The organism is Thiorhodococcus mannitoliphagus (assembly GCF_010915725.1).
Classification (GTDB): Bacteria; Pseudomonadota; Gammaproteobacteria; order Chromatiales; family Chromatiaceae; genus Thiorhodococcus; species Thiorhodococcus mannitoliphagus.
This window is the reverse complement of the sequence record NZ_JAAIJR010000038.1, coordinates 29274-44354: the sequence shown is the minus strand read 5'-3', so window position 1 is coordinate 44354 and position 15081 is coordinate 29274. Positions and strand designations below refer to the sequence as shown.

The following is a 15081-nucleotide window of genomic DNA, read 5'->3' as shown; positions in this document are numbered from 1 at the left end:
CGCTGAGACAACGATGCCGATAGAAAAAAATGATGGACAGGAGGCAAATCGGACTTGCGTCAGAACAGAGTATCTACAGCTCGGGCGATCACAATATTCAGACAGCCTCTTAAAGTTGCGGCCCTTGGAGGTGTTGGTTTGCGGTTGGTTCCAAACTTACTCCAAGCTCAGGATGAAGTTCCATTGCTCTGGGGTGACCGGCATGATCGACAGCCGGTTGCCCTTGCGGACTAAAGGCATGTCCTTGAGCAGATCGGCGCTGTGCTCCTTCAGCTCCGCCAAGGTGATCGTCCGTTTCAGGTGGCGCACATAGCGGACATCGACCAGATACCAGCGTGGATTGTCAGGGTCGCTTTTGGGATCGAAGTACTTGGCCTCGGGATCGAAGGCGGTGGGGTCGGGGCGTGACTGGGTCGCGATCTCGGCGATGCCAACGACGCCAGGAAGGGTGCAGTTCGAGTGATAGAAGAGTACCCCGTCGCCCGGGCGCATTTGGTCGCGCATCATGTTGCGGGCCTGATAGTTGCGAACGCCATCCCAGGGTTCGATCTGGTCGGGGCGCTCCGCTAGGTGATCGATGCCGAAGACGTCAGGCTCGGATTTCATCAGCCAGTAGGCCAAGGCGCTCTCCTGCTTGGAACGAAGGGTAAGTGCGGGCTAGGAAGCGGTCGAATCGGCTCGATTGAACGGCGGGCTGGCCGCATGCGAACGATCTCTTACCGGCCCAGCAAGTGCTGGAAGTTGGCCAGCCGCTCAGCCGCGATGGCGCCGTCGGCGACGGCCTGGCGCACCGCGCAGTCGGGCTCATGGTCGTGTCGGCAATCCTTAAAGCGACACTTGCCGACGTAGGGCCGCAGCTCGCGGAAACCCAGCTCGAGTTCGTCGCGGCTGATGTCCCCGAGGCGAAAGCTACGCACGCCCGGTGAGTCGATCAAGGAGCCGCCACTGGGTAAGCGGTAGCAGCTCGCGGCGGAGGTGGTATGTCGGCCGAGTCCGGTGGCCTCTGACAAGCGTCCGACCTGGATCTCGCGATCCGGCAGCAATGCCTTGACCAGAGACGACTTGCCGACGCCAGACTGACCGACCAAGACGCTTGTCTCGCCAGCCAGGGCGGCGGAGAGCACCGCCACCGAGTCCGGCTCGCGCAGGCTGATCCAGAAGGTCGGATAGCCGATGGTCGGATAGTGAGCAAAGCGCCGTTGAAAGGCTAGGCGCGGTTCGGGGTCGAGCAGGTCCATCTTATTGCCGACCAGCATGGCCTGGATCCCGATGCTCTCTGCGGCCACCAGATACTGGTCTACCAAATAGCCACTTGGCTCGGGCTCCGGGGCAATGAGGACGACCAAGCGGGTCAGATTTGCGGCCAGGGGCTTGGGGCGGCCGCTGTAGTCGGGGCGGCTCAGGACACTGGTGCGAGCCAGGATTGCGGTCACCACGCCCTGACCGTCTGCGGTGCGCTGCCAGACGACGCGGTCGCCGCAGACTGGATGTCCGATGTTTTGGCGGCAGAGGCAATGCACGACGTGCCCCTCTTTGTCCTCCACCGCCAGATTCGCGCCGTGGCGCACCACGACACGGCCCTCCTCTGGCTCGACCTCCGCGTCCAGCTCGGCCAGTGCGCGCTCGGGGCGGGAGGCGAGGCGCTCGCGGCGTCGCTCTTGAATCGTCCGAATGCGTTCGATCTGGCGTGCGGAGAGGCGACGTTTTGGCATGCGGCTAAGGCTTGAAGTGATAGAAGCGGGTGTTCAGATAGTCGGCGACATTCTTGATCTCGTCGTCGAACCAGGTCAGCTGCAGAGAGAGTTCGCAGCGCTGCACCTGACGAACGAGCCCGTCGTAGGAGGTCACCTTGCGATCGTCGCGGGTGTAGACCTCGCTGCCATGGCACTTGGTGCAGTGCTCCTGATAGATGGCTTCGACGTCATCAGTGGCCGCGCGGGCGCTTGTTGTCGCGCCTGCGACGACGAGGGTGATGAGGCCGATGCGAAAGGATGGCTTGGTATTCATGGTCTTAGCTCCAACGCTGTTGGTTGTGTGCATTCTACGTTGAGGCGAGGTGCCCCGCACCTCGCTCGCCTGCGATAGACTCGGTGTGCATCAATTCTAGTCCGCGACAGGGCCATAAGGAGCCGCAGAGCATGAGCAAGAGCGAGAGCAACCTGATTTGGATCGATCTCGAAATGACGGGACTGGATCCTTTCCAGGACCGGATCCTCGAGATTGCCACCATCATCACGGATAGCCATCTTCAACTGGTTGCAGAGGGGCCCGTCATTGCGATTCGTCAGGAAGAAGAGATCCTTGCTGGTATGGATGAGTGGAACCGCGAGCATCACGGGAGTTCGGGGTTGATCGAGCGTGTCAGCAGGAGCCTTCATGCCGAATCAGATGCCGAGGCCGTGACGCTGGATTTCATTTCGAGCTATGTGCCGGAGGGCTTCTCGCCGCTTTGTGGCAACAGCATCTGCCAAGATCGCCGATTCCTGGCGCGCTGGATGCCAAGACTTGAGGCCTATTGTCACTATCGCAATCTCGACGTGAGCACCTTGAAGATTCTAGCGCAGCGTTGGGCGCCGAAAGTCGCTGCGGGCTTCAAGAAGGCGTCCAAGCACCAGGCGCTGGACGACATTCGTGAGTCGATCGACGAGCTGCGCCACTATCGGGCGACCTTCATTCGTACCAGTTGAGCTGGGCGGCGCCCCAAGCCGTTGCTCGGACTCGGGCTGGAAGGGTTCCGGCCGTTCGGGTGATTCGAGCGCCGCTGTTGCTGGCGATTGGCGGCAGTCTTGAGGTCCAGAAACGCCCCTTTTTGCATCCTTGTTCGGCAATCGCCTTAGTAAAGTGTCCATCAATTGTTTCTCGATGCGAGCGATGCCGCCTGAAATCCCCCTAGCCCCCCTTTGCGAAGGGGGGAAGTTGTTGCTGGACGCTTTCTTAGTGACCCGATCCGCTCAAGCGTTGCAGCGCCCATTCGACGTGCTCCCGCACCAGAGGGCTGGGGTGGCTGTGTCGCGATCTCAGCGCGCTGACAGCTTGCGTTGTCGCGGGTCCATTACCCAGGGCCACGGCGATGTTGCGCAGCCAGCGCTCATGGCCAAGGCGGCGGATCGCGGAGCCCTCTGCGCGTTGGAAGAAGGTCGCTTCGTCCCAGGAGAAGAGGTCGATCAGTGTCGCCGTGTCTAGGCCGTGGCGCGCCAGGAAATCCTCCTCCCGGCTCGAGCCGGCAAAACGGTTCCAGGGACAGACGAGCTGGCAATCATCGCAGCCATAGATGCGGTTGCCGAGATGTGGCCTGAGGTCCTCGGGAATGCTCCCCTTGTGCTCGATGGTGAGGTAGGAGATACAGCGGCGCGCGTCGAGCTGGTAGGGTGCGATGATCGCCTCTGTCGGGCAGACGTCCAAGCAGGCATGGCAGCGGCCGCAATGGTCTCCGGTGGGCGTGTCGACGGGGAGCGGTAGGTCCGTATAGAGCTCGCCGAGAAAGAACCAAGATCCCGCGCGCGGGTGGATGAGATTGGTGTGCTTGCCGATCCAGCCCAGCCCCGCCTTCTCGGCGAGGGGCTTTTCCATGACCGGGGCGGAGTCGACGAAGACGCGGTAGCCGAAGGGGCCGATCCGTGCCGCGATGCGCTCGGCCAGGTGCTGCAGGCGGCGTCTGAGCACCTTATGGTAGTCGCGCCCCAAGGCGTAGCGTGAGACGAAGGCCTGGCTCGGGTCGTCCAGTGCGTGGCGCACCTCGGCGAGATGCTCGGGCATATAGTCCATGCGCGCGGAGACGACCGTCAGGGTGCCTGGCACGAGTTCGGCTGGCCGTGAGCGCTTGGTGCCGTGTCTGGCCATGTAGTCCATTGAGCCGTGATGGCCGGCGTCGAGCCATTCTCGAAGCCGCGATTCGGCGGCATGCAGACGCGTGTCCGTGATTCCGACTTGCTGAAAACCCAGGGCTTTGCCCCAGGTCTTGATGTGCTCCGCCAAGTCGTCGCCGGTTTCGGGCTGGACGCCCGAGTGTTCAGGATGCATCTTAAGTCAACTTTCAAAAAGGTCTCGGCGACTGTGCCCGAGTCTTCATTCAACTGATTCGGGAGTGTCCCAGCTCATGACGCGTTCAATGCCGGACACTGACCGGCTTCCACACGCGCTGTACCGCGCCGAGCAAGTCCGTAACCTCGATCGTACCGCGATCGAGGACTTCGATATCCCCGGAATCGAGCTGATGAATCGCGCCGGGGCCGTCGCTTTTCGCTGCTTGCGCGATCGCTGGCCAGCGGCGCGTCGGCTCACCATCCTGACGGGAACGGGCAACAACGGCGGGGACGGCTATGTGATCGCGCGGCTGGCGCGGGCTGCGGGGCTCACGGTGCGCCTGTTGCAGCTCGGCGATGCGGAACGGTTGCGCGGGGATGCGGCTGTCAGCTGCATGGCCTATCGCAACGCCGGTGGCACCGTGGAGCCTTGCTCGGCACTCCCGCGTGAGACGGATGTCTACGTGGATGCCATCTTCGGCAGGGGTCTCGAGCGCGCTGTCGAGGCCCAATGGGCGGATGCCGTAATGGCGCTCAATGGTCAGCGCGCGCCCATTTTGGCGGTGGATATGCCCTCTGGGCTGCACTCCGACACTGGGCGCGTCTTGGGCGTTGCCGTCAAGGCGAGCGCCACCGTCAGTTTCATCGGGCTCAAGCAGGGGCTCTTCATCGGCGCTGGGCCAGAGCATCGCGGGGACCTGTACTTCAGTGCGCTAGAAATTCCAGCCACGGTGTATTCGCGCGAGATCCTGTCGCTGCGTCGGGTCGATTGGGACCAACAGCGCGCGTCGCTGGCGCCCAGGTCGCGTGTGGCGCACAAGGGCGATTGCGGTCACGTGCTGCTGATTGGCGGCGCGCCAGGCATGTCCGGTGCCCTGCGTCTCGCGGGGGAGGCCGCGCTGCGCACGGGGGCTGGCCTGGTGACCCTTGCGACCCATCCACAGCACGCGGCCTGGCTGAATCTGACCCGGCCCGAGCTGATGGTTGCGGCTGTCGAATGCCCCGAGGCGCTGGGTCCCTTGGTCGAGCGGGCTGATGTGATCGCCATTGGTCCGGGGCTCGGGCGGGACGATTGGGGGCGCCAGCTCTGGGCTCAGGTGCGAGATCTGGGTCTGCCGCTCGTCGTTGATGCCGATGCCCTGAGCCTCTTGGCCGAGATGCCCGTTTACGGCCCGGACTGGATCCTGACGCCTCACCCCGGCGAGGCCGCGCGGCTGCTGCAGGTCGGGGTTAGGGAGATCGAGCAAGATCGGCTTGAGGCCGTGCGCGTGCTCCAAGAGCGCTATGGCGGCACGGCGGTGCTCAAGGGGGCGGGGACCCTGATCAACGATGGCTCGCAGCGACCGCCCGCGGTCTGCAGCGATGGCAATCCGGGTATGGCGACCGCTGGATCCGGCGATGTGCTCACGGGCATGGTGGCCGCGCTGCGCGGGCAGGGCATGGATGCGGATGCCGCGGCGACGGCTGGGGTTTGTCTGCATGCCGCCGCAGGCGACTTTGCGGCCAGGCAGGGCGAGCGGGGCCTCATTGCCAGCGACATCATCGCGGCCTTGAGGCCAATCGCCAACGGCATTGAGGGGATGTGATGGAGGTTTTGCTCGAGAGTGCTGAGTCTCAGCAGGCATTTGGCGCCAGGCTCGCGCGCGCCGTCCGGGCGCCCTCTGTGCTCTATCTCGAAGGCGATCTGGGGGCGGGTAAGACCACGCTCACACGCGGACTCCTTCACGGACTTGGCCACCTGGGGCCGGTGCGCAGCCCGACCTACACCTTGATCGAGCCTTATAGGCTCACTGGTCTGTCGCTCTACCACCTTGACCTCTACCGGCTCGGCGACCCCGAGGAGCTGGACTACCTTGGTCTGCGCGATCTGCTCGGTCAGGACGCCCTTTGGGTCGTGGAATGGCCTGGCCGTGGACTAGGGTTCTTGCCGAAGCCGGATCTCTTGATCCAAATTCGCTATGAGGGCCAGGGAAGGCTCCTGACTGTGACGGCCCGCACAGCTGCGGGAGAGGCTGCGCTCGGCCGTCTTAGGAATCTTCCGGATTGACGGCGGTGTGATTTGAGGGGCGGTGTCTCTTGTGCGCAACAGTTCCGTGAATCCGGTCGAGAAACCAGGGCTAACCACAAGGCTTTGTTTTGGATTTTGCGTGCTCCAAGTGCTACCTTAAAGGAGACGCTAGCCACAAACACAGCCAATGGGGCCGAATCGTGAATAGGCTGTTTGTACTCCTTCTGCTACTGATTTCTCTGCCCGCGGTCGGGGCGCAGGTGGTGGTCGAGTGCGCCGGAGTATCGACGGACTCGGGTAGCACCCGGGTCGTGCTCGATACCAGCTCTGCCATCTCGCATCGCATCTTCACCCTGGATTCCCCCGACCGCGTCGTGATCGATATCCCGAACGCCAGGCTCGTCGGGAAGCTGCCGGAGGCGAGGTCGGACGATCCCACCTTGATCGGTCTGCGCAGTGGTGTTCGCAATCGCGGTGATCTTCGGGTCGTGGTGGATGTCAAGCATGCCGTGCGGGTCAAGAGCTTTCCCGCAAGCCGAGACGGCGGAGGCGGGCAGCGGCTGATCGTCGAACTCTTGCCGGTTAGCGACGCGCTGCGGCCCCAAGGGGGGCGCGGTACGGCGCGCAAGGTGAGCCAGCACTCAGAATCCCCGATGCGCGCGCGCTCCAGTCGTGCCAGGACCGCCATCGTTGCCATCGACGCGGGGCATGGCGGAGAAGATCCAGGTGCCATTGGCCCGGGCAAGACGCGCGAGAAGGACATTACGCTGGCGATCGCGCGAAAGCTGGAGCGCTTGATCAAAGGCGAATCCGGCATGCGTGCCGTCATGATTCGCGACAGCGATACCTACGTCTCGCTGCGCGAGCGCATCCGCCGAGCCCGTGAGTACAAGGCCGATCTCTTTGTCTCCATTCACGCGGACGCCTTCAACAATCCTGAGGCGCATGGCTCGTCCGTCTACACCCTCTCGCAAGGTGGTGCCAGCAGCGAGGCGGCGAACTGGCTGGCGGACCGAGAGAACAGCGCCGACCTGATCGGCGGGGTGGATCTGGCATTGAGCGATGAGCTGCTCGCGACCGTCCTGCTCGACATGACCCAGAATGCGACCATCGAGCACAGCACCGAGGCGGCCGGCGCCGTGCTGGGTTATCTCAAGCGCGTCGGGGACGTGCACAGGCCCGGTGTTCAGCGGGCGGGTTTTGTCGTCCTCAAATCCCCCGATATCCCCTCCATCCTGGTCGAGACGGCCTTCATCAGCAATCGCAGCGAAGAGCAGCGTCTGCGCTCCAATGCGCACCAGGAGCGCATCGCCAAGGCGGTGCTGGCTGGTATCAAGACCTACTTCGCGAAATATCCTCCGCAGGGCTACCTGAGTGCGAGTGCCGAGGCCGGTCTCGACAGCATCTCGACCGGCTCCGTCGACTCCGTCGGCTCCGTCGATTCTGGTGGGTTGAGGTACGTGATCAGTCAGGGGGATACGCTTTCGGAGATCGCGCAGCGCTATCGTGTCAGTATCCGCTCCCTGCGCGCCGAGAATGGCCTCGAAGATGGTGATTACATCCGTGTCGGTCAGGTCCTTTCCATTCCCACCGGGTCTTGAGCCATTCCAGGTCGGCGGGCGCTGTCCAGCGCCGCCATGCGTCGGCAGTCAACCTCCCTGGCGCGACGCAGCTCATTGAGCGACGCCGCACTGCGGGTGGCGCTTGCCGCAGCGCCATGCTTTTGTTTTGATTACCGGTTATGCCCAAGCCGATTCGCGTCCTGCCCGACCATCTCGTCAACCAGATCGCCGCCGGTGAGGTGGTGGAGCGACCGGCGTCCGTGCTCAAGGAGCTGATTGAGAACAGTTTGGACGCGGGCTGCCGTCGGATCGAGATCGATGTCGAGCAGGGCGGCGTCAAGCGCTTGCGTGTGCGAGACGACGGCTGCGGCATTCCGCGTGATGAACTGCCGCTCGCACTCTCACGGCACGCGACCAGTAAGCTAGCGCAGCTGCGGGACCTCGACGCCGTGGCCAGCCTCGGCTTCCGTGGCGAGGCCTTGCCGAGCATCGCATCCGTGAGCCGGCTCACATTGACCTCGCGCGCGCGGCGGGCCCATGACCCAGGCGCTTGCGAGGCCAGCACGTCCGGCTGGGAAGTCTCGGTCGGTATCGACGGTGAGCTACAGGGTCCGCGCCCGGCGCCGCACCCGGAAGGAAGCAGCGTGGATGTCTGCGATCTCTTCTTCAACACGCCGGCTCGGCGCAAGTTCCTGCGCACGGAGCGCACGGAGCTGGACCACATCGAGCAAGTCTTCCGGCGTATCGCGCTGGCGCGGCCCGATGTCGGCATGTCGCTCAAGCACAACGGTCGGGTGCTCCAGAGCTTGCCGTCCGCCGAGAATGATCCGGCCGGCGCGGCAGCGCGCCTCGATCGGCTGCTCGGCAAGGGCTTTGCGGAGAAGGCGCTCACGGTGGATGAGGCTGCGGTGGACCTGCGTCTGCACGGCTGGGTGATGCGGCCGGCGTTCTCGCGCAGCCAGGCCGATCAGCAGTTTTTCTACGTCAACGGCCGCGCGGTGCGTGACAAACTGCTCACCCATGCCATCCGCCAGGCCTTCAGCGATGTCCTGCACCACGGGCGACATCCCGCCTATGTCCTCTTCCTCGAGCTGCCGCCGCGCCTCGTCGACGTCAACGTCCATCCGGCCAAGCACGAGGTCAGGTTTCGCGAGTCGCGCCAGGTTCACGATTTCATCTTCAGCGCGCTGCACCGTCGACTCTCGCGCGGTGCCCTGGCCGCGGAGCAGGGCGAACTCGACCAGCCCGGGGTTGCGTCTTCGCTGTCCCTGCCGAGCGATGAAGACGGCGGCACTGAGCCCCCCACGCGAGGCGCGGGTGCGAGGTTCTCGGGAAGCCTTGGCGTCGGAGAAAATCGACGGGCCTACCAGGCTTCGCTCAGCTTTCAGCAGCCGGCGAGTGGAGGAGCCGCTCCAGGGGCGATGCCGCCGGCTCCGCCTGCAGACCTGGAGCAAGGGGCTGCGATGGGCTACGCCTTGGCGCAGCTCAACGGTGTCTACCTGCTGGCTCAGGCACCAGACGGGCTGATTCTCGTCGACATCCATGCCGCGCATGAGCGCATTGGCTACGAGCGGCTCAAGGCGGCCTGGAGTCGTGGGCAAGTCGTGCCTCAGCCGCTCTTGGTGCCCATGACCGTGCAGGTGAGTCCGCGGGAGGCCGAGCTGATCGATGGCCACGCCGAGAGTCTGGGGCGGCTGGGCTTGCGGCTGGATCGGATCGATACGGGAAGCCTGGTGGTGAGGGAGGTGCCGGCGATTCTGAAAGAGGCTGATTTCGATCGCCTGGTGCGCGATCTGCTGTCAGATCTGGCCGAGTATGGGCGCAGCGAGCGGCTCGAGGAGGCGATCAACGGTGTGCTCGCCACCATGGCCTGCCATGGTGCCGTGCGTGCCAACCGGCGGCTCACCCTGGAAGAGATGAACGCATTGCTCCGCGACATGGAGCGAACGGAGCGCATCGACCAGTGCAACCACGGTCGTCCGACCTGGATCAAGCTCACCCATGAGGAGCTGGACCGCATGTTCTCTCGGGGCCGCTAGCATGGCGGCTGATTCGCCTCTTGGAACCGATGCTGTTGACGATCGGCCATTGGCCATCCTGCTCATGGGGCCGACCGCCTCCGGCAAGACCGACTTGGCCGTCGAGCTGGTCGAGCATCTCCCCTGCGACATCATCAGCGTCGACTCGGCCATGATCTATCGCGGGATGGATATCGGCACCGCCAAGCCAGGGCCAGAGGTGCTGGCGCGTGCGCCCCATCGGCTCATCGACATCCTGGATCCCATCGAATCCTATTCGACGGCTCGGTTTCGCGAGGACGCCTTGGCGGCGATGGCTGAGATTCAGAGTCGCGGACGCATTCCCCTCCTGGTTGGCGGCACCATGCTCTATTTCCGCGCCTTGCAGCAGGGACTGGCGGTTCTGCCGAGTGCCGACCCTCAGCTGCGTGATGCGCTGAGCGCCGAGGCAGAGCGTGTCGGCTGGGGCGCACTCCACGCCAGACTGGCGCGCGCCGATCCGACCTCGGCGGCTCAGATTCATCCCAACGACCCGCAGCGTATCCAGCGCGCCCTGGAAGTGCTCGAACTCACGGGGCGTCCGATGAGCGCCCTGATCGCGGACGCTGAGACCAGCGTGCTGCCCTATCGCCTGCTCAAGCTCGCGCGGGCGCCGCGGGAGCGCAGCATCCTGCATGCCCGGATCGAGCGGCGTTTTCGCTCCATGGTTGAGCAGGGCCTGATCGAGGAGGTGCGTGCGCTCTGGGCGCGTGGCGACCTGGACCCGGAGCTGCCATCCATGCGCTGCGTCGGCTATCGCCAGGCCTTGAAATATCTCTTGGGCGCTTACAACTGGGAAGAAATGTTGCAGCGCGGAATCGTTGCCTCTCGGCAGCTTGCGAAACGACAATTGACTTGGCTGAGAGCTGAGTCCGGCTGCCACTGCCTCAGTGACGAGTCAGCACCCTTCGAAGCCGCTAAGGTTCTGATCGAGCAGGCGGTGTTGGGTCGGGGCATGCTGGCGGGAATTGCGGTGCAGTGCTCATAGCGGATTCAAATTGATGGTGCGGCAGTCGTGTTTCTAAGACACTATAGCGGCCTGAGGTCTCGACTTAGAAAGTGCTCATCAACAACTTCCCCCCTTTCGCAAAGGGGGGGCTAGGGGGGATTTCGGGCGGCATCGCTCGCATCGGGAAACAATTGATGGACACTTTCTTAGGGTGTCGAGGTCACATGTTGCAATCGACCGGTTTTGCCACTCCTTCGAGGAGCGATCTGACTCCGAGGGGTGGAAGTACCCATTGGTACAGGAGCAAGAACCGGGTTTGACTTGAGGGGGCGAGAGCGCTGCTCGAAGTCTCCTCCGGAGGGTTTGCCCGTCCTGGCTGCAGCCCGTCCGATTTTGGCGCGTCCTCTAGCCCGGAGGGTCGCTGTGGTTTTGAGCCGGGCATCGCTGTATTCAACGAAAACAATAAGGAGCCAAAGCATGTCTTCCAAGGGGCAAAGCCTACAAGATCCCTTCCTCAACGCCCTGCGCAAAGAGCGGGTGCCAGTCTCGATATTTCTGGTCAATGGCATCAAGCTGCAAGGTCAGATCGAGTCTTTCGATCAATTCGTCGTCTTACTCAAGAACAACGTGAGCCAGATGATCTATAAGCACGCCATCTCGACAGTCGTGCCCGCGCGCAACGTCAAACTGCCGACGACCGAGCCCACCCAGCCGGAGCCTGGGAATAGTTGAGCGCCGACCCAGGACCCGCGCTGACCCAAGATCGGGGGGCGACAAAGGCGGCGACGCTCGTTCACGAGCGGCCCGAAGCTGGCGAGCTGGCGATTCTGGTTCATCTGGACATCGGCGGCGTTGCGGAGCAGGACGAGCGTAACGAGCTGAGGCTGCTTGCTGAGGCTGCAGGTGCCGAAGTCGTGGGTGAGCTGGGCGGCACCCGTGCGGTGCCGGATCCGCGCTTCTACGTCGGCACTGGGAAGGCCGAGGAACTCAAGGACCTTGTCCTGGGGACGGGTGCCGAGCTGGTCATCTTCAATCACCCGCTTTCTCCCGCGCAGGAGCGGAATCTCGAGCGGCTGGTGCAGTGCCGGGTGGTCGATCGAGCCGGGCTGATTCTCGACATCTTCGCGCAGCGCGCCCGCTCGTTCGAGGGCAAGCTGCAGGTCGAGCTGGCGCAACTCAGGCATCTCTCCACTCGGCTCGTCCGGGGCTGGACGCACTTAGAGCGACAAAAAGGCGGTATCGGTCTGCGCGGTCCTGGCGAGACTCAGTTAGAGACTGACCGACGTCTGCTGGGTAAGCGTGTTGCCATGCTCGAGCGTCGTCTCGAGCGGATCGAGCGGCAGCGTGCCCAGGGACGCAAGGCGCGGGCGAAAGCGGAGCTGCCGATCGTCTCCCTCGTGGGCTATACCAACGCCGGCAAATCGACCTTGTTCAATCAGCTGACCAAGGCCGGTGTGCTCCAGGCCGACCAGCTGTTCGCAACCTTGGACCCGACGCTGCGGCGTCTTGAGCTGCCCACCGCAGCCTCTGTCTTGATGGCCGACACCGTCGGCTTCGTGAGCGACTTGCCGCATGAGCTGGTCGCGGCCTTCCGCGCGACGCTCGAGGAGACGCGGACCGCCTCACTGCTGCTCCACGTCATCGATGGCGCCGCGAGCAACCGCAACCGCTTGATCGGCGATGTGGAGGTGGTGCTCACGGAGATCGGCAGCATTGAACTCCCGCGTCTCGAAGTGATCAACAAGATCGACCTCATGGATGACCAAGGTCCGCGTCTGGATCGCGGCGATGATGGTCGACCAACACGGGTCTGGCTTTCGGCGCAGACGGGGGCGGGTATCGATCTGCTGCTGCAAGCCGTGGCAGAGCTGACCGGTGGTGAGCGCGTGCAGCATCGTGTTCGCCTCGAACCGGCTGACGGTCGACTGCGTGCCTGGCTCCATGAGCACGCCCAAATCCTGGCGGATCAGCCGACGGAGGAGGGTGGTTGGGACATGGATTTCACGCTGGGGCGTGTCGATTTCGAGCGACTCCTGGCGCGTGAGCCTCAGCTTGAGGGCAGGCTTGCGGACGGCGTATCGGCTGTCTAGGCGCGTGGCGCAGGGGGCGGTGCGTTTGCCCGCGCTGCATGCCTCACTTACAATCCCGACAATCGATCGATCCACATCACTTGCTTTTGTCCCATCTGAGCTTGATATCCTCGATCTAGGTCGGCAGAGTCTGCGCCGTGCATGCGCGGCGATGACGCCGGCGCTTTTTTCGCGATCCGACCGACGAAGTGCTTTTGTAGAGTCAAGTCGAGTCGGTTCGACGAACCACTACTGAATTTCACCAGACAGACGGAGAAGCTATGGCCTGGAACGAGCCAGGTGGCGGTAACAAAGACCCTTGGAGTGGGAAAGGCGGCGGTGAAGAAGGGCCGCCAGACCTCGACGAGGTCGTGCGCAAGCTCCAAGAGCGTCTTGGTGGGCTCTTCGGAGGCAAGAAGCCCCCGGGCAGTGGGTCCGGAGGCGGCGGTTTTGGCGGCGGCGGGCAGCTCAGCACCAAGGTCGTGGGTGTCATCGTGGGCATCCTGTTGGTCATCTGGATGGCTACCGGCATTTACATCGTCGAGCCTGCGGAGCGTGGCGTCGTGATGCGCTTCGGCCGCTACGTTGATACGACGGGTCCAGGTCCGCACTGGCACCTGCCGATGCCGATCGAGCGCGTCATCAAGGTCAACGTCGACGAGATCTCGACCGTGACGCACAAGGCCGCCATGCTCACCCAGGATGAGAACATCGTGGAAGTCGAGCTGACGGTGCAGTCGCGCATCCAAGACGCCGCCGACTATCTGTTCCAGGATCAAGATCCGGAGCGGACGCTCAACGACGCGACCGTCACCGTGGTTCGTGTCGTGATCGGACAAAGCAAGTTGGACTTTGTCATGACCGAAGGCCGTGGCGCTGTTGCCGTCACCATCAAGGAGCGCATCCAGAAGCTGCTGGACCGCTACAAGACAGGGCTTCTGGCGACGAGCGTCAACATGCAGCCAGCCAAGCCGCCCGAGCAGGTCAAGGCCGCCTTCGATGACGCCATCAAGGCGCGCGAGGATAAGGAGCGACTGGAGAACCAGGCCGAGGCATACGCGAACGAGGTGCTTCCGAACGCTCGCGGTAAAGCCGCGCGCATCACGGCGGACGCCAAGGCTTATCGCGACCAGGTCATCGCCGAGTCTGAAGGTGAGGCCTCGCGCTTCACGGCGATACTCGGTGAGTACACCAAGGCCCCCGAGGTGACAGGGCAGCGTCTCTACCTGGAGACCATGGAAGACGTGCTCAGCAAGAACGGCAAGGTCATCCTGGACGTTCAGGAAGGTGGCAACAGCCTGCTCTACCTCCCAATCGATCAACTCATGAAGCAGCATAAAGAGACCCAATCCGAGAGCATGCGGTCGCCGTCGACCCCAAGCACGACCATGGTGACGCCTCCTGACCAGAGTCCGGCGCGTCGCGCGGTTGATCGTCAACGGGGGTCGCGCTGATGAATCGATCAACTTTGATTAAGACGCTGTTACCCATCGGCCTGGCGGTCGTTGTCGTCTTCTTCTCGGCATTCACCTTTACCGTTCAAGAGTACGAGGTTGCGCTGAAGCTCCGTCTCGGTGAGATCGTGGCGGATCAGTACGATCCAGGGATTCACTTCCGGGTGCCGGTGCTCAACCAGATCAAGAAATTCGACCGCCGTCTCCAGACCTTGGATTCTCAGCCGGAGCGCTTTTTGACGGTCGAGAAGAAGGACGTGATCGTGGACTCCTACGCCAAGTGGCGGATCGCGCGTCCCGCTCAGTTCTTGCGCTCCACCGGGGGCAATAGCGCGCGGACCAGTCGCCTGCTCTCGGAGCGGATCAATACCAGCCTGCGTGACGAGTTCGGTAAGCGGACCATTCAAGAAGTGGTGACGGATGACCGCCTTGCCCTCATGGAGCTGCTGACCAAGGAGGTCAACGCCAATGCAGGCGACCTGGGCGTCGAGGTCATCGACGTGCGGGTCAAGCAGATCGATCTGCCGCCCGAGGTCAGTGAATCCGTCTATCAGCGTATGCGTGCCGAGCGTGAGCGCGTGGCGAGAGATCTGCGGGCCAAGGGTGGTGAGGCCGCGGAACGGATTCGTGCCGATGCGGATCGTCAGCGCACGGTGATCATCGCCGAGGCCTATAAGGAGTCGGAGGAGATTCGGGGTGAAGGCGACGCCAAATCGGCCGAGGTCTACGCCAAGGCTTACAACCAGGATCCCCGTTTCTATGCCTTCTACCGCAGTCTCGAGGCCTATCGAACCGCGCTGGGCGAGGGCGGCAACATGATGGTCCTCGAGCCTGATTCGGAGTTCTTCCGATTCTTCCGCGAGGCCAGCGGTCAGCCCTAAATCAACGTCTTCCGAGCACATCTCGCTCAGTTGGACCGACGAAGAATCCCCGTTAGGGGATTTTTCGTTGTGGGGCGAT

Annotated in this window: 14 protein-coding genes; 10 read left to right on the top strand and 4 right to left on the bottom strand. The window is 63.3% G+C overall.

Annotated elements, in window-relative coordinates; all coding sequences use genetic code 11:
- Positions 1–156: 156 nt before the first annotated feature.
- The 3 genes from G3480_RS11220 to G3480_RS11210 form a co-directional block, all read right to left on the bottom strand.
- On the bottom strand, positions 157–621 hold the full coding sequence (locus tag G3480_RS11220) for an EVE domain-containing protein (protein WP_164653981.1): 465 nt from the start codon (positions 619–621) through the stop codon (positions 157–159).
- A 95-nt stretch (positions 622–716) separates the two neighbouring features.
- On the bottom strand, positions 717–1712 hold the full coding sequence (rsgA, locus tag G3480_RS11215) for a ribosome small subunit-dependent GTPase A (protein WP_164653980.1): 996 nt from the start codon (positions 1710–1712) through the stop codon (positions 717–719).
- Positions 1713–1716: 4 nt separating this feature from the next.
- The gene (locus G3480_RS11210) at positions 1717–2007 is read right to left on the bottom strand and encodes a c-type cytochrome (RefSeq protein ID WP_164653979.1); all 291 of its coding nucleotides are present in this window, start codon (positions 2005–2007) and stop codon (positions 1717–1719) included.
- Positions 2008–2138: 131 nt separating this feature from the next.
- Between G3480_RS11210 and orn the strand changes: the two genes are divergently transcribed.
- On the top strand, positions 2139–2687 hold the full coding sequence (orn, locus tag G3480_RS11205) for an oligoribonuclease (protein ID WP_164653978.1): 549 nt from the start codon (positions 2139–2141) through the stop codon (positions 2685–2687).
- 247 nt (positions 2688–2934) lie between these two features.
- Here orn and queG read toward each other — a convergent pair whose 3' ends face one another.
- Positions 2935–4020: a tRNA epoxyqueuosine(34) reductase QueG gene (gene queG / locus G3480_RS11200; RefSeq protein ID WP_164653977.1), complete on the bottom strand. Its 1086-nt coding sequence runs from the start codon at positions 4018–4020 to the stop codon at positions 2935–2937.
- 88 nt (positions 4021–4108) lie between these two features.
- Here queG and G3480_RS11195 point away from each other — a divergent pair, with 88 nt between their 5' ends.
- The 9 genes from G3480_RS11195 (at position 4109) to hflC (ending at position 15002) form a co-directional block, all read left to right on the top strand.
- Positions 4109–5608 carry an NAD(P)H-hydrate dehydratase gene (locus G3480_RS11195; RefSeq protein ID WP_240905753.1) on the top strand — a complete coding sequence of 500 codons (1500 nt, stop codon included), beginning with the start codon at positions 4109–4111 and terminating at the stop codon, positions 5606–5608.
- On the top strand, positions 5608–6069 hold the full coding sequence (tsaE, locus tag G3480_RS11190) for a tRNA (adenosine(37)-N6)-threonylcarbamoyltransferase complex ATPase subunit type 1 TsaE (RefSeq protein ID WP_164653975.1): 462 nt from the start codon (positions 5608–5610) through the stop codon (positions 6067–6069). Before G3480_RS11195 ends, tsaE begins: the two co-directional genes overlap by 1 nt.
- A 161-nt stretch (positions 6070–6230) precedes the next feature.
- Positions 6231–7631 (top strand): N-acetylmuramoyl-L-alanine amidase, encoded by a 1401-nt coding sequence (locus G3480_RS11185; RefSeq protein ID WP_164653974.1) that lies wholly within the window; start codon positions 6231–6233, stop codon positions 7629–7631.
- Positions 7632–7771: 140 nt separating this feature from the next.
- Entirely contained in the window at positions 7772–9631 is a 1860-nt protein-coding gene (gene mutL, locus G3480_RS11180; protein WP_164653973.1) for a DNA mismatch repair endonuclease MutL, read from the top strand.
- Positions 9632–9695: 64 nt separating this feature from the next.
- Positions 9696–10637: a tRNA (adenosine(37)-N6)-dimethylallyltransferase MiaA gene (gene miaA / locus G3480_RS11175; protein WP_240905756.1), complete on the top strand. Its 942-nt coding sequence runs from the start codon at positions 9696–9698 to the stop codon at positions 10635–10637.
- Positions 10638–11075: 438 nt separating this feature from the next.
- Positions 11076–11330, top strand: coding sequence for an RNA chaperone Hfq (gene hfq / locus G3480_RS11170; RefSeq protein WP_164653971.1), 255 nt, complete (start codon positions 11076–11078; stop codon positions 11328–11330).
- Between the two features lie 20 nt (positions 11331–11350).
- Positions 11351–12688 carry a ribosome rescue GTPase HflX gene (gene hflX / locus G3480_RS11165; protein ID WP_164653983.1) on the top strand — a complete coding sequence of 446 codons (1338 nt, stop codon included), beginning with the start codon at positions 11351–11353 and terminating at the stop codon, positions 12686–12688.
- 260 nt (positions 12689–12948) lie between these two features.
- Positions 12949–14121, top strand: coding sequence for an FtsH protease activity modulator HflK (hflK, locus tag G3480_RS11160; protein WP_164653970.1), 1173 nt, complete (start codon positions 12949–12951; stop codon positions 14119–14121).
- On the top strand, positions 14121–15002 hold the full coding sequence (gene hflC, locus G3480_RS11155) for a protease modulator HflC (RefSeq protein ID WP_164653969.1): 882 nt from the start codon (positions 14121–14123) through the stop codon (positions 15000–15002). The genes hflK and hflC overlap by 1 nt, the downstream gene beginning before the upstream one ends.
- The last annotated feature ends 79 nt before the right edge of the window (positions 15003–15081 follow it).

Bases quoted from the DNA above. Each gene is read 5' to 3' on its own strand.
- orn (WP_164653978.1), top strand. From the start codon at position 2,139: ATGAGCAAGAGCGAGAGCAACCTGATTTGGATCGATCTCGAAATGACG.
- G3480_RS11210 (WP_164653979.1), bottom strand. From the start codon at position 2,007: ATGAATACCAAGCCATCCTTTCGCATCGGCCTCATCACCCTCGTCGTC.
- mutL (WP_164653973.1), top strand. From the start codon at position 7,772: ATGCCCAAGCCGATTCGCGTCCTGCCCGACCATCTCGTCAACCAGATC.
- tsaE (WP_164653975.1), top strand. From the start codon at position 5,608: ATGGAGGTTTTGCTCGAGAGTGCTGAGTCTCAGCAGGCATTTGGCGCC.
- hflC (WP_164653969.1), top strand. From the start codon at position 14,121: ATGAATCGATCAACTTTGATTAAGACGCTGTTACCCATCGGCCTGGCG.
- G3480_RS11195 (WP_240905753.1), top strand. From the start codon at position 4,109: ATGCCGGACACTGACCGGCTTCCACACGCGCTGTACCGCGCCGAGCAA.
- queG (WP_164653977.1), bottom strand. From the start codon at position 4,020: ATGCATCCTGAACACTCGGGCGTCCAGCCCGAAACCGGCGACGACTTG.
- hflK (WP_164653970.1), top strand. From the start codon at position 12,949: ATGGCCTGGAACGAGCCAGGTGGCGGTAACAAAGACCCTTGGAGTGGG.
- hfq (WP_164653971.1), top strand. From the start codon at position 11,076: ATGTCTTCCAAGGGGCAAAGCCTACAAGATCCCTTCCTCAACGCCCTG.
- miaA (WP_240905756.1), top strand. From the start codon at position 9,696: ATGGGGCCGACCGCCTCCGGCAAGACCGACTTGGCCGTCGAGCTGGTC.
- rsgA (WP_164653980.1), bottom strand. From the start codon at position 1,712: ATGCCAAAACGTCGCCTCTCCGCACGCCAGATCGAACGCATTCGGACG.